Origin of the sequence: Paenibacillus rhizoplanae (assembly GCF_042684125.1) — a bacterium.
GTDB lineage: Bacteria > Bacillota > Bacilli > Paenibacillales > Paenibacillaceae > Paenibacillus_AQ > Paenibacillus_AQ rhizoplanae.
The window spans coordinates 1-13,756 of record NZ_JBHUKY010000021.1 but is presented as its reverse complement, the minus strand read 5'-3'; the positions used below and the strand labels follow the sequence as shown (position 1 = coordinate 13,756).

Here is a 13,756-nt window from a genome sequence, read left to right as displayed (position 1 = left end):
ACAACCCCGTTTTTGTACTATTTCACACAACTTTTATATAAGGCTTAGCGAAGTTAATTCAGGACATATGCCTTTCCAAGGAGCTGCTAATGACACTTAATTCTTCCTATATTCATCTGGCCGCACCGCCCTTCCCCTATTTCCTGGAATGCGGCCGTACCGTCTATTTGCCCGGAGACCAGCATCCGAACCGCAGCCGTATGGGCAAATTCGATCTGATCATCGTGGAGCAGGGATGCCTGCACATTGGAGAGGAGCATACAGAATGGGCAGTGGGCGCCGGGCATACCCTGCTGCTGCTGCCTGACCGCTACCATTATTCAGTGCAGCCGTGTGAAGCAGAGACGATCTTCACCTGGGTTCATTTTCACACGGTGGGAGAATGGACGGAATCAGCGGGTGAGCCGGTATATGCGGACCGGGAAACGCATTTCCGGCAGTTTCTTACCCACCCCTATACCATCCGTATTCCCCAGTTCGGACCGCTACCTGCCCCCTTCGCACGGAGCGGCCAGGCCGGGCAGTTGCTGCAGCTGAGCCATAGCAGGCGCTCAAGCGCCGTGTGGCATCAGCAGCGTATCTTCGAGGAGATGCTGCGGACGATGGATCTGGCCCGGCAAGATACGGCCGGAAGCCAGGCAGACGAGATTGCCGAGCAGACGGAGGCCTATCTGCGGAATCATTATATGGAAGAAGTCACGAATACCTCTCTGGCGGACGCCCTGCATTTTCACTACAATTACCTGGCCCGCTGCATGAAGCGTGTCTACGGGCTTACGCCCATGGAGTACCTGACCGATTACCGGCTGGAGCAGGCCAAGCTCCTGCTGCTTAAGACAGAGATCCCGATCGCGGCAATCGCAGAGCGCACCGGCTTCGAGAGTACAGCTTACTTCTCCCGGCGCTTCAGCCGCAAGGTCGGAATCTCTCCGCTGCGCTTCCGCAAGCGATATTCGCGCTGAGCATGAATGCACTTAGGCGGAACCCGGGGCAAAGATACGGAACTGATGCAGCTCCCGGCAGTAGGATAACCCGCGAATCCGCACGGATTGCGGCGTATAGGCTCTGATCGGGCCCGTCTCAAGCTGCTGCTCCGCCCCGCTCTTCAGCCACACTGCCACCGGCACCTCCGACAGTGCAGCAGCCAGCAGCTCCATATCGGTCTCCAGTATTTTATAGAAATAACCCATTTCAGACTTCACCTGCTTTATGGTCAATTAATTCGGGCAGAGTAGAACTTTTAGCTATTTTTTTCCAGATGGTCGCATAAGGATTAAGACATGCCTTAATTCCGGAGATGTTGACTATGCGATCCTTCCCAAGCTATGTTATTATTCTGCTGGCCAGCCTGCTAATTGCAACAGGAACCAACTTCTTCCTGGTTCCCTATAAAATCCTCGATGGAGGAATTATCGGCATTGCCCTCATTATTAATTATATCTCCGGCACCAAAATCGGACTGTGCATCATGCTATGCAGTCTGCCTATCTTCCTGCTGGCCTGGTTCCGGCAACGGGATATTTTCTACAATAGCATTCTGGGTCTGCTGGCCTCCTCCTTGCTGATCGAGCTGCTCTTTCCGCTTCAGTATTATTTCCTCTACTATATTGAGCTGGGCTCCATCTCAAGCGCCATTATCGGCGGCTTCCTGATGGGCACCGGACTTGGTCTGATGCTGCGCTTCAAAGCCAGTACAGGCGGAACAGACCTCCTGGCCAGATTCATCCAACGCTACCTTCCGCTGAATGTCGGACTGATCATCTTCCTGACGGACTTCCTGATCATCGGTGCAGGCGGTATTCTGATCTCCAAGGAGACTTTTTTCCATTCGATTCTGACGATTGTTTCAGGAGGGGTGGCTACGGGATTATGTACGCTGGAAGAATAGCTGGTAAGCATGGCGCCGCTGCGAGCTGGATTTGTACGCTATTACTGATAAAAACCCTTGATTTGCCGGATGCTATGGAATAAAGGTTGAAATTTTCAGACTTTCAGGCGACAATCGAATAGACAACATTCCCGGGGAGGATTAACGAAGTTGGAAAGTACAAGCACGAATAGCAATACTTCCACACATGACATTATCGATCTGTGCCTGCTGGCTGGCAAAATCATGCTGCAGAGCGGCGCAGAGACCTACCGTGTGGAGGATACCATGAGCCGGATGGCGGCGGCACTCGGCTTCCCCGGTTCGCATAGCTATGTCACGCCGACGGTCATTATGTTCACCACCAGCCGGACCGAGCCGGCGAAGCTCTTCCGTATCGCCGAACGGACAACAGACCTGCAAAAGGTATCCGAGGTCAATGACATCTCACGGCGGCTGACCGAACGCCAGCTGACAGCCGCCGAAGCGCGTGAGCGTCTGGGCGTGGTCGATGATGCAGCGCATGCTTACCCGGTATGGCTGCAGATTGTAGCCGCCGCTCTGACCGGAGCCTGCTTCACCGTGATGTTCAAGGGCAGCCTGTGGGACGCGCTGCCGTCACTCCTGATCTCCGGGGCAGGCTTCGCTGCTGCAACTTATCTCCACCGTCTGGTGCAGATCCGTTTTTTCGCAGAATTCATTGCTTCCTTCATTATCGGCCTGCTGGCCTTCTTCTCCGTCAAGCTCGGCGTGGGACGGGAGATGGACAAGATTATCATCGGCTGTGTAATGCCGCTCGTACCGGGGCTGCTCATCACCAATGCGGTCCGTGACCTGATGGCCGGGCATCTGGTATCCGGCATCTCCAAAGGAGCCGACGCCTTTCTGACTGCGTTCGCCATCGGGACTGGCATTGGGCTGGTCCTGTCTATTTTTTAACACCCATTTGAAAGAGGTCGTCCTGCCATGATTTTGCAATTGATCACCAGTTTCATCGCTGCCTCAACCTTCTGCATTCTATTCAATGCACCGGTGCGCGCGCTGCTGCAATGCGGCTTCGCCGGAATGATCGGCTGGATGCTGTACCTGCTGCTGGATCACAGTTCCGATACTGTCGTCGCAACCTTTGGTGCTACCGTTGTGGTCGGACTGATCAGCCTGTTTTTCGCGCGTTCCTTCAAGATGCCGGTCATTATCTTCAGTGTCGGCGGCATCATCCCGCTTGTGCCGGGCGGTCTTGCGTATGATGCCATGCGGAGGTTCGTGGAGAACGATAATAACCTCGGCATCCAGTATGGGGTTCAGGCGCTCCTGCTGTCTGGAGCCATTGCGGCCGGTCTGGTCTTGAGCGAGGTGCTGGGCCAAGTCTTTATGCGCCTCAAGAAATTGCCCAAACAACCGTAAGGCTCCATTCCACAGACAAGCCCGCTTGCAGCAAGGACACCGGGTCCCTGCGCAAGCGGGCTTTGTATATTGTATCAGGTAAAATATATTGCAACACCGGCGCTCTAACAGTCTAATCCTCCCAGATGGAGGTTTCGAGCTGATCGACGAACCGGCGCAGCCTGCCGGCAATCTTAAGATTAATCGCCCCGTTCTGGTACATCTCCTGCACGGTGTTCCGCTGCTCCTGGATCGCCTGCAGCTTCAGCTCCAGCTTCTCATCATCCAGCACGCCATCATGGGTCCAGCCATCCCCCTGCACGAGCCGGGATTCCAGCCGTTCGTACTTGTCGATGACCTTCTGTGAGGCGAGCCGGTTCTCATCACTTATTCCCGCACTAACGGCGGATACTGCCGCCTGGCACATCGCAATCTTCGCCGTCCGCGCGCTTTCGGCATTCTGCATGGCAAGCCGCCCCTCTTCCCCATTCAGCTTACCTGAGAACAGTCCAGAGAACAGCCGCTGAATCTCTGTTAAAGAGAATTTAATCTGCGTATTCAGCCGTTTGCACAGCAGAGACTCCGTATGGTCCAGCAGTTCCTCCATCTTCACAGCAACAGGCATCGGTATCGCCCCGTTCTCCATGATCCGCCGCAGCTCCGTGCGTTCGGCTTCGAGCGCGCTCTTGCGCGCCTCGACTCCCAGACGGAGGAACTGCTCATGGGCCGGATCATGATCCGGTTTTGCAGCACACAGTCTGTCAACCTTATCTGTGAATTCCAGCAGCACAGGTTGAGTTGAGCGCTCAGGGCTCTCTGAGACCAGACTACGCAGCATCGACATCCCGGCGTCAATGACCACATTTCTGGCCGTCAGCTCCGTATTCCCGTGCACAGCTCCGGCAGTCTGAACTACCGTCTCTTCACTGTCCGCAAGCAGCGGAAGGAAGATACTGGCGATGACCAGCGACATCAGAATCACACCTGCTGCCAGCGCAATAATGAGATCCCGCTCCGGAAATGGCGTCACTCCGTCCCCAAGCACCAGCGGAATCGAGAAAGCACCCGCAAGGGTTACCGCTCCCCGCACCCCTGAGATCGACGTAATAATCTGTGACTTCAGCGGGGCCTTCTCTGCCTTCAGCCGCTTGCTCTCCCATAAGGAGTAACCATAGACCCACAGAAACCGCAGCACAATCAGCAGCGCTGTAATCGCCAGAACATAGCCGGCAACCATGAAGTTATTCAGGGTCTGATCCCGGAAAATAACCTCGACCACATCCGGAACGGATACGCCGAGAATCAGGAAGACCAGACCGTTCAGCACCAGCAGCAGCACTGACCAGGTACTGGCAGATACAAGCTGAAGCTTATATTGCGGGGAGACTGCCCGGTCCTTCTCAATGGCGTACATGACACCCCCTGCCACAACGGCCAGGATGCCCGAGACCCCGATCTCCTCGCTGATCAGATAAATAATGAACGGCGTAAGGATCTGCAGCAGGACATGGATGGTCACATCCTCCATGCCGAACCTGCGGATGAACACGCTGAGCCGGATCAGCAGGAACGACAGCACTGCACCTAGCAGCAGTCCCCCTGCGGCAATCATTACAAAGCTGACCGAAGCCTTAGGCAGAGAGAACACGCCGGTAACCATGGCTGCAATCGCAAATTTAAATGCTACCAAGCCGGAAGCGTCGTTCATCAGCGATTCTCCTTCGAGAATGCGGTGGATGCTTTTGGGAAGATGAACCCTTCCAGCCAGCGCACTTACCGCTACCGCATCGGTAGGAGACAAAATGGCCGCCAGTGCGAAGGACGCTGCCAGCGGAATCGAGGGAATCATCCAGTTAATCGCATAGCCTGCCACAAATACCGTGACAAATACAAGTCCCAGCGCCAGCAGCAGAATCGGTGCCCTAAGGTTCCACAGCTCCCCGCGCGGTGTCCGCCGCCCGTCATTGAAGAGCAGCGGAGCGATGAATAATACAAAAAACAGCTCAGGCTCGAAGTGCATATGTATTCCCGTCGGAATGAGTGCAGCAATGATTCCAAGTCCTATCTGAATCAGGGGAACTGGGACAAACGGAATGAAGCGGTTCAAGATATTCGATACGGCGATTAATCCAAGCATCAACAGCACAGCCAGAAAAGTCTCCAAGCCCATCATCTCCCCGTCTGATAATCAATTATAATATTGCATTGACCCGGCTAACGTCAACAAACGGAAGGCACCGCGGAAATTACAATTCTCCGCCGTACCTTCCGTTGTCTTATCATTCACGGCTTCTGCCGCTGGTCTAGTAGTAAATATTGTAACGTGGTGCTGTCCGCCCTGTTATTTTAGCGTTTCACTAGCAGTTGTATGCCTATATTCCACGGGTCCCTTAGGGTGATGATCCCGCCTTCTTCTTCCACACGGTATCCGGCACGCTTCACACGTTCAGCCACTTCATGTACTTCCTGAATGTCAGGGAGCAATAGTGTAAAATAATCGATGCCCGCCGCATTCGCAGGAGCCGCCGGAGCACCCTTGCCAGCCCAGGTATTCAGCCCCATATGATGATGATAGCCTCCAGCCGAGATGAACATGGCCGCATCGCCGTAATGGGCGGTCACCGTGAATCCAAGGGCATCCACATAGAATTTCTTGGCCTCTGCCAGATCACCGACATGAAAGTGAACATGACCCATTACAGTGCCGGCAGGCAGCCCTGTCCAGCTCAGGCCTTCCGATGCAGCCAGCAGACCGTCCACATCCACCGGATCGGTAGTCATGACCACATTACCTGTTGCTTCGTACTTCCAGGTGTCACGGGGCCGGTCGCGGTACAGCTCGATTCCGTTATGATCAGGGTCCTCAATGTACAGAGCTTCACTGACCAGATGATCCCCCTGGCCCACCGATACCCCGGAGTCGATCAGATTGCGCAGCACCAGTCCCAGAGAGGGCCGGTCCGGCAGCAGAATTGCAAAATGGTACAATCCGGCCACCGAGTTCCGGCGCAGCACCTGAGCCTGCTCAATCTCCCGCAGAACAAGCAGCACCTGCTGGCCATCCGCCGTCAGCTCTACCACGCGCCCTTGCTGCCGCAGAATCTTCAGTCCGATCACATTCTGATAAAAGCTGAGCGAGCGCTCCAAATGACTTACACGGATCTGTACAAGTCCAATTTCCAGTTGTTGCGGTAATATAGCTGTTGCTGTCATAGGAATCCCTCCTGAAATGAATATATTCCACATAATAACGGTTAGTGTTGACTGTTCCTGTCATGTCCATGCAAAGGTAATTTCAATTTCCGTTACACATTAACTTACTTAAGTATAGTTGCGATCTATATGTTTGTCAATTACTTTTACAATACACATCATGACCAACAAAAAAGCCCAGCCACCAGGCCAGACTCCGAAGCAGTCATTCCGTTATTTAGGTTCACCAAGGATATCTACCGATACATCCTGTGCAGTAATTCTTAGTTCACTTGGCGGGGAATCCATCAGAACCCGAAGCTCGAACCCCTGCTCCGCGGCATAGATCTCATCGTACAGCCAGTATTTCTTCTCCAGCGGTTCCGGCAAGCGCAGTCCGCTCACACCGCTGAACGTTAGCTTAATCTCACACTGGTAATGCATCGCCCCGCCGCAGTCCAGAATCATCTCCAATACACCTTCTGAAGGCATGGTATAGGAGATTACTCTGGCATCATGCAGATTATTCTCTACTAGTTGTACGGCATTGGCAGGGAGTTTATCCTTAATAGCTTCATAGCCTTTGCGGTATTCTCTGAAATTTGACTGCAGCCGTTCGTCATACTCCCTGCCCCACTGCATGGCCCGTTCCTTGAACTCAGGCACAGGATAAGCGGAATTTATGGTACCGTCATGTATCGAAGTGTGGAAGTACACGGGTAGATATTTCAGCAGATCTTTTTTCATATATTCCAGAAAATCCTTGGCCCGCTCCTCATAGCTTATCCCTTCCGCCACATGCCAGGCCACATCCTCCAGCCAGTCCTGCTCTGTCTCCGGGAAGACCATGAACCCGCGCACCTGCATTTCTTCATACCAGGGTATAGTAAAAAACTTCATTCTGCCGTCCCCTCCACTCTATTTCGATCCTTATTTACCAGCTAGCTTCTCCCCCAGATATACCCTGTGCTCCTGCGAAGCCGCCAGAATCCAGACCGTCAACTGCTGCTTATTGAACAGGAACTTGTTGTCTATTCTGAGATAAGGGAGCTTCGCCCCCTCGAAAGGTCCGTCATTACGCAACATTGCATTCTCCGCCTTCATAATATTCTTCACCTGATCTTCACTCAGACGCAGGAACTGCGCAGTCTCTGCAAGTGTCATTAACGGATGGTCCTCAGATTGCGCTTCACTCTGTGCTCCAGTAGGTGTCTGCTGCTGTAGCTCATAACCCGCTCTAAGCCGGTCGCCGATTACGAAGCTGCTGGCAACCAGACACAAGCCCAAAATTAGGGCAGCTCCCAGGATGGTGTATTGATTCTTCATGGACAGCATCTCCTTATATGTACGCTTAGTATTATTTAGTATAAATCCAACCATTGCGGCATCGATATCCCTGTTGTCCCTATCATATATGTGTCAGTCTAATTCAAAGAGATTGAAGTGTAAAGTTAGTGTCAAACAGCTACGACTCAAAAAAGTGGCCCCGCCGGTAACCGGCAGGGCCAAAGTCTATTGTAAGGGGGTCATGGGTCTACTATACTGAGCGAAGCTTAATGCCAGATGAAAAACACATAAAGGTTTAATGAAAATGATTGAATATATCCAGTAGCAATAAAGAAAGACCCTGCCGAGGCACGGCGGGGTCTTCCATAAATGGTTCCACTGGGGGGTGGAGAACTTCACTATACTCCCCCAACCTTAAAAAAACATAAACCGGGGCTGAAGGTTTCCTTAAATTTACGTACATCAGATTCCTGTCTCAAGCCACTGGAATCTGATGTACGATCTGATCCAGGGTAACCTCCTGCAGTACATTCTCCATCGCCTTCTGCGCAAGGGAGAACACTGGAATAATAGCCCCGGCAATGTTCTTGCCTACGGGACACTCCGGGTTCGGATGCTCATGGACAGAGAACAGGGAGTCCTCTTCCACCGCATTCACCGCTTTATAAATCTGCAGCAGCGTAATATCAGCTGCACTGCGGGCAAGCTTCGCTCCGGCCACACCGGGACGGACCTCCACCAGTCCGGCTTTATTCAGCATACCCGTAAGGCGGCGAATCACCACCGGATTTGTATTCACGCTGCCGGCAATCCACTCGGAGGTACTTTTGCCGTCTTTGTTGCTGTCGATTAAGGTTAGAATATGAATAGCCACCGCAAACCGCGTGCTGATGTTCATGTCAATCACTCCTTCACACTGGCCGGAAAACTTCCGCCAGATGCAACTATAATAGTTACATTTCGAGCAATTGTCAATCCCGTGGGGAGTTTTCTGACAGCAAACCGCTATTCACTGTCATACGCCTGCAAAGCCACCGGCAGGGCCTGAATCACCACATTGCCTACTGCCGGAAGGGGCAGCAGCACTGCGCTGATGATCTCGTCACGGGTTGCGCCGAGCGCTTTGGCATGCTTGACATGAAAGGGCAGCCCACTCTCCAGCCTAACCGCCGCGAGTACGGAAATATAAGCAATCTCCTCGGTTTTAGCATCCAGACTGCTTGCGGCATCCAGTTTCTTCACAATTTCGCCAAGGGCCTTTTGCTGCTCCGGCGCTTCCTTCATAAACGTCATAAAGGCTTGACTGACTTGCGGTACATTATCCACTTTAATAAACCCTCCGATTTTGGAAAAAGATTCTTGCATTCCATATCATAACATCATCTTTAGTATGAGGGTTTCTTACGTAATGCATACATTACAACTGTTAAATATTCCTATATATAAGACACATTTAAGGTCTGCACTAAAAGCTGGGTCGTCGCTGCGGTGAACATTTGGCCCTCCGGCCGCTGTTGTGTTTGGATTTCTTCATATAAACCGCTCCTCGCGGTAGAAATCCAAACACAAAGGCGGACGCTATCGCTCCTCCAGTTCCAAATTTCCCCTCCACTTCTTTTTGCTTTTTGTTAATAGCTTTAGTGCGTCTTATATATCTTCACGCACTAGTCAAAATAATCGGCTTGCCCTTGGTGACCACAATCGTATGCTCAAACTGGGCTACGCGGCTGTTGTCGGCAACGCTGAGTGTCCAGCCATCCGGCTGCTGCTCTACAAAATCAGTGCCTGTGGACAGAAATGGCTCGATGGTTATGACCTGGCCTTCTTTCAGCACCGTCGTTACACGCGGATTATAGAAGGGCAGAATCTCAAACGGCTTCTCATGCAACGCTTTGCCGATGCCGTGGCTGCACAGGTTACGCACGACTTTATAGCCGCGCTTCCGTGCTTCCGACTCCATAACCCGGCCGATCTCGTTAACCTTCATGCCCGCCCGGAGGTGATTAATCACGCTCATCATGGTCTCTTCCGTACTCCGGCAGAGGTGGATCAGCTTCTCATTATATGGAGGCAGTTGAAACGATACCCCGGCATCGCCAAAATAACCGTTCAGCTCGGCAGAGACATCAATATTAATCAGATCTCCGGCCTGAATCACACGTGGCCCCGGAATTCCATGCGCTACCTCTTCATTAACACTGATGCAGGTCGTTCCAGGGAAATTGTACGTTACCTTTGGAGCGGATTTTGCGCCAAAATGGTTCAGAATCTTCGCCCCCACTTCATCCAGCTCCGCAGTCGTCATACCGGGAACTACACTTTTCTTCATCTCGGCGATGGTGTAGCCTACCACTTTACCTGCCGCTTTCAATCCTTGCATATCCTGGAGCGTCTCGCTCGTCATCCCTGCTCACATTCCTCTCGTTATCAAAGCATCACCTTGAGTATGTATCCTACAAGTATAACAGCCTTGTTACGCAGAGTGAAATCAACGTATATCTTAGCTTATTGCACCTACGGCCTTCATCCAGGCATCGGCGATTAAGGCATGTCCAGCAGGTGAAGGGTGTACGCCATCCCCCGCCCAGAAGGCAGGTTCAGCCTTGACGGATGCCGCTGCGAACAGACCATCCAGCGGCACGAGCACAGCGCCGTATTCACGGGCCAGCTCACGCACGACATGAATTTTCGGGTCCAAATCCTGACGCCAGCCCTTGCGGTCTTCCGGCACCGGCAATACGAACGGCTCCACCAGCACCAGCCTGGCATCCAGATGCTGCTTGGTACGTTCAATCAAATCCCGGTAGGAAGACTCGAATTCCGCCGCTGTAGTCTCCTGTCCGGAATCATACCACCGCCAGGTATCATTTATTCCAATATAAATAGACACCCAGGTTGGCTTCAGCGCAAGACAATCCCTCTCCCAGCGCTCCTGCAGATCGACCGCCCGGTTGCCGCTGATTCCGCGGTTCAGGAACGTAAGATTCTTCTCCGCATACTGAAGGCCAAGCCGGGCGCCAGCCATCAGCGCGTAACCTACACCCAGCGATGAGGCATCGGCGTAATTGCGTCCACAATCTGTGATACTATCCCCCTGAAACAGGATGATATCGTTCTTTTGAAATGGCATGCCTGAAATCCTCCTATGAAAACATCTGTAGTATGTAAACATGATCATTATAGCAAATAGACTTTCCTGCGGACACGTTTTCATTGAAAATTATTCCTAAAATCAGAAAACCCCCTAAGACTGTCATAGGACAGCCCCAGGGGGATCTTTAGTACAAAAATTTAATAGGCCAGGCTGAATAAGCCATGGATATGAGTCAAGTAACGGATATTGCTGGCTTCCTTCATCAGTGTGGCCGGCAGTCCTTTCAGCGGAGTGGAGTTACCGCCAACAATGGCTACCCCGTCTTTGCGTCCCAGGCTGGCGAGTGTGCCGGAATTTACCGGGCTGAAGGTCTCCTGCGGTTTATCATTAAGATAAGCGAACAGATTATAACCAATCAGCTCACCCATCTGCCAGGCGATCTGTGCCGTTGGCGGATAAGGACGGCCATCCGGCGCGAAAACAACGGCGCTATCCCCGGCTACAAATACATTTGCATGTGAAGTCGACTGCAGGAACTCATTTACCGTGGCCCGGCCGCGGTTGACTTCAAGACCCGATTCACCAACCAGCGGATTGCCCTGCACCCCGCCGGTCCAGACGAAGGTGTTCGCCACAATCTGCTGCCCATCCTTCAGATCAATCGTATTGTCGGCTACCTTCGTTACCGGAAGACCGGTCAGGAACTGAACCCCGCGCTTCTCCAGGCTGGCCGTAGCACGCTCAATCAGATGATCCGGCAGGACAGGGAGAATCTTCGGACCCGCTTCAACGAGCAAAAGCTTGATCTCAGCAGGATTCACTCCGTATTGTTTCGTCAGCTTTGGCAGAATGTCGGCAATTTCGCCTACCAGCTCTACGCCGGTCAGTCCGCCGCCACCGATCAGAATCGTAGCATCTGCCGCATTTCGTGTTTTGGAGTAGTCACGAATCCGGTCTTCAATGTGCCGGCGAATCCGGAGCGCATCTGCTGCTGATTTCAGCACCATGCTGTACTCTTCAAGTCCCGGAATACCAAAGTACGCGGTGGTACTGCCCAGTCCCACAACGAGAGCATCATAGGTCAGCATGACGCCGTCCGAGAGAATAACCTGCTTGTTCTCAGCGGAGAACGAATTGACCTTGGCAATTTTCAGATCAATATCCTTACCGGCGAACAGCTTCGCCAGCGGCATGGCAACCGCCTGTTCAGATGCACTGCCCGCTGCAAGCCTGTGCAATTCTGTAATAATCTGGTGAGTTGGATACTGATTGACTACCGTAATTTTGGCTTCCGCTTTGCTCATATATTTACGTACGGTTAAGGCACTTAGCAGCCCGCCGTAGCCTGCACCTAGAATTACTATATGTTTTGACATGATATTTCCTCCATCCGTACAATTAAGTATTACGGGCTATTTACCCGATTGACGTTCACCGCTGACTTGCAGATAGGCATTCATGAACCGGAGAGCCTTCTGTACCTGCGGGTCCTTGATCATCTTCATCATGCCGAACAGGCTGATCGTTTCGCTGCTTGCATCTGCGCGGTCTTTCGCTTCAATGACTGTGGCCGCCAGATTCTTGGCAGTGCCCACCACAGGACCCGCCATTTCCTTGATCGCACCGACCGTATCATTTTTGAGTACTTCATCCGTAGCAACCGACTGCACAAACTCTAGTGATTTGGACAAAATACTAACCATTTCTGTGATCTGCGGCAGCTGCTCGACCAGATTAATCAGAGATTGCTGAACCTCCGGCTTCAAAAGCTCTTTCAGCACATCCTCTCTGGGAGGGGCTGCTTCAGGTATTTCTTGTTCAGGCAGGGATTGAGTAACAGTTTCTGACATATCGAAGTCTCCTTTAACAAATGGTATGCTTGCACAATTACATCCAATAAAACTATGTGACTATTATAACACTCTATTTGTTATTATTGTCACAATCTTTTTGCCTTTGCAACCTATTTTGTGATTTTTATCACTTCCTCATCGGTTTTATCGAACTCGACCGTTTAATCAGGTTAAATTTACAAATTATTATGTTTTTCCTCATTGACGTATACAGAGAGTCGTGATATCTTAAGCAAGTAACTAAATGTAAGTTTATTAATTTATATCAGCAATTTATTATAACTAAGCAACATACATAATTAGATGGAGGTAATGACTTATGAGTACTTTTTCCGAATTGGTGCAGTCCCGCAGATCAGCTAATAATTTCTTGGAAGGTGTTACAATTCCGCAGAGCGAACTCGAAGAGATGTTCTCCCTGGCCCGTCTGGCTCCCTCGGCTTATAATCTTCAGCACACGCATTACAAGGTAATCAGCGATAATACCGTGAAGGAAGCCATCCGCAATGATGCGTATGGTCAATACAAGATCCACACTGCATCGGCTGTTATTGTGGTGCTGGGTGACAAGAATGCCTATCTGCAGGCTCCCGAAATCTATAGCGGGCTTAAGCTGCTGGGAGCGATGAGCGAGGATGCTTACGAGCAGACCATTCAATCCATCAACGATGCTTATACCGGAAACGATGCGTTCCAGCGGGATGAAGCGATCCGCAATGCTTCTCTGTCGGCGATGCAGTTCATGCTGATTGCCAAAGATAAGGGCTGGGATACCTGCCCGATGATCGGCTTCAATCCGGAGGCTGTCAAGGCTACCCTCGGTCTCGGCGATCATATGGTTCCGGTGATGCTGATTACGATCGGCAAGGATAACCAGCACAAGATCAGACCGCGCGGATACCGTAAGCCGGTTAATGAGTTTGTTGAATTTATCTAATATGGAGAAGGATGTACGTGTTCACTTGGGTGGACGCTCCGCGAACGGACCGTTGTTCCAATCGCTGATATGAACGAGACTGTCAAACGCAATTGTAGCTCCTTCGGTTTTCTCCATTTCCTTTTATAACAAGAAGGGTTGAA

At 51.7% G+C, this 13,756-nt stretch carries 16 protein-coding genes; 5 read left to right on the top strand and 11 right to left on the bottom strand.

Annotation, left to right across the window (positions count from 1 at the left end; all coding sequences use genetic code 11):
- Window positions 1-89: 89 nt before the first annotated feature.
- The gene (locus tag ACFSX3_RS10265) at window positions 90-962 is read left to right on the top strand and encodes a helix-turn-helix transcriptional regulator (protein ID WP_209985272.1); all 873 of its coding nucleotides are present in this window, start codon (window positions 90-92) and stop codon (window positions 960-962) included.
- 12 nt (window positions 963-974) lie between these two features.
- On the opposite strand, the gene ACFSX3_RS10260 is transcribed toward ACFSX3_RS10265, so the two are convergent.
- On the bottom strand, window positions 975-1,190 hold the full coding sequence (locus tag ACFSX3_RS10260; RefSeq protein WP_209985269.1) for a hypothetical protein: 216 nt from the start codon (window positions 1,188-1,190) through the stop codon (window positions 975-977).
- Window positions 1,191-1,306: 116 nt separating this feature from the next.
- Here ACFSX3_RS10260 and ACFSX3_RS10255 point away from each other — a divergent pair, with 116 nt between their 5' ends.
- The 3 genes from ACFSX3_RS10255 (at window position 1,307) to ACFSX3_RS10245 (ending at window position 3,271) form a co-directional block, all read left to right on the top strand.
- The gene (locus tag ACFSX3_RS10255; RefSeq protein WP_209986349.1) at window positions 1,307-1,888 is read left to right on the top strand and encodes a YitT family protein; all 582 of its coding nucleotides are present in this window, start codon (window positions 1,307-1,309) and stop codon (window positions 1,886-1,888) included.
- 150 nt (window positions 1,889-2,038) lie between these two features.
- Window positions 2,039-2,806, top strand: coding sequence for a threonine/serine exporter family protein (locus ACFSX3_RS10250; protein ID WP_209985266.1), 768 nt, complete (start codon window positions 2,039-2,041; stop codon window positions 2,804-2,806).
- A 27-nt stretch (window positions 2,807-2,833) separates the two neighbouring features.
- Window positions 2,834-3,271 (top strand): threonine/serine exporter family protein, encoded by a 438-nt coding sequence (locus ACFSX3_RS10245; RefSeq protein WP_209985263.1) that lies wholly within the window; start codon window positions 2,834-2,836, stop codon window positions 3,269-3,271.
- Window positions 3,272-3,383: 112 nt separating this feature from the next.
- Here the strand turns inward: ACFSX3_RS10245 and ACFSX3_RS10240 are convergent, their stop codons facing one another.
- The 10 genes from ACFSX3_RS10240 to ACFSX3_RS10195 form a co-directional block, all read right to left on the bottom strand.
- A complete protein-coding gene (locus ACFSX3_RS10240; protein WP_209985260.1) occupies window positions 3,384-5,414 on the bottom strand; it encodes a Na+/H+ antiporter in 2,031 nt (676 codons plus the stop codon).
- Window positions 5,415-5,596: 182 nt separating this feature from the next.
- Window positions 5,597-6,463 (bottom strand): VOC family protein, encoded by an 867-nt coding sequence (locus ACFSX3_RS10235; RefSeq protein ID WP_209985257.1) that lies wholly within the window; start codon window positions 6,461-6,463, stop codon window positions 5,597-5,599.
- Window positions 6,464-6,676: 213 nt separating this feature from the next.
- On the bottom strand, window positions 6,677-7,342 hold the full coding sequence (locus ACFSX3_RS10230; protein ID WP_209985253.1) for a DUF4085 family protein: 666 nt from the start codon (window positions 7,340-7,342) through the stop codon (window positions 6,677-6,679).
- Between the two features lie 30 nt (window positions 7,343-7,372).
- Entirely contained in the window at window positions 7,373-7,768 is a 396-nt protein-coding gene (locus tag ACFSX3_RS10225; protein ID WP_209985250.1) for a hypothetical protein, read from the bottom strand.
- 436 nt (window positions 7,769-8,204) lie between these two features.
- Window positions 8,205-8,627, bottom strand: coding sequence for an Rrf2 family transcriptional regulator (locus tag ACFSX3_RS10220; protein ID WP_209985247.1), 423 nt, complete (start codon window positions 8,625-8,627; stop codon window positions 8,205-8,207).
- Between the two features lie 107 nt (window positions 8,628-8,734).
- Window positions 8,735-9,094: a carboxymuconolactone decarboxylase family protein gene (locus ACFSX3_RS10215; protein ID WP_209985244.1), complete on the bottom strand. Its 360-nt coding sequence runs from the start codon at window positions 9,092-9,094 to the stop codon at window positions 8,735-8,737.
- 292 nt (window positions 9,095-9,386) lie between these two features.
- Complete coding sequence (map, locus tag ACFSX3_RS10210) at window positions 9,387-10,133, bottom strand: type I methionyl aminopeptidase (RefSeq protein ID WP_209985240.1); 747 nt, start codon at window positions 10,131-10,133, stop codon at window positions 9,387-9,389.
- 96 nt (window positions 10,134-10,229) lie between these two features.
- A complete protein-coding gene (locus tag ACFSX3_RS10205; protein WP_209985237.1) occupies window positions 10,230-10,859 on the bottom strand; it encodes an SGNH/GDSL hydrolase family protein in 630 nt (209 codons plus the stop codon).
- A gap of 161 nt (window positions 10,860-11,020) precedes the next feature.
- On the bottom strand, window positions 11,021-12,199 hold the full coding sequence (locus tag ACFSX3_RS10200; RefSeq protein WP_209985235.1) for an NAD(P)/FAD-dependent oxidoreductase: 1,179 nt from the start codon (window positions 12,197-12,199) through the stop codon (window positions 11,021-11,023).
- A gap of 36 nt (window positions 12,200-12,235) precedes the next feature.
- Complete coding sequence (locus ACFSX3_RS10195) at window positions 12,236-12,673, bottom strand: DUF1641 domain-containing protein (protein WP_209985231.1); 438 nt, start codon at window positions 12,671-12,673, stop codon at window positions 12,236-12,238.
- 322 nt (window positions 12,674-12,995) lie between these two features.
- On the opposite strand from ACFSX3_RS10195, the gene ACFSX3_RS10190 reads away from it, so the two are divergent.
- Window positions 12,996-13,613: a nitroreductase family protein gene (locus ACFSX3_RS10190; RefSeq protein ID WP_209985228.1), complete on the top strand. Its 618-nt coding sequence runs from the start codon at window positions 12,996-12,998 to the stop codon at window positions 13,611-13,613.
- Window positions 13,614-13,756 lie beyond the last annotated feature (143 nt).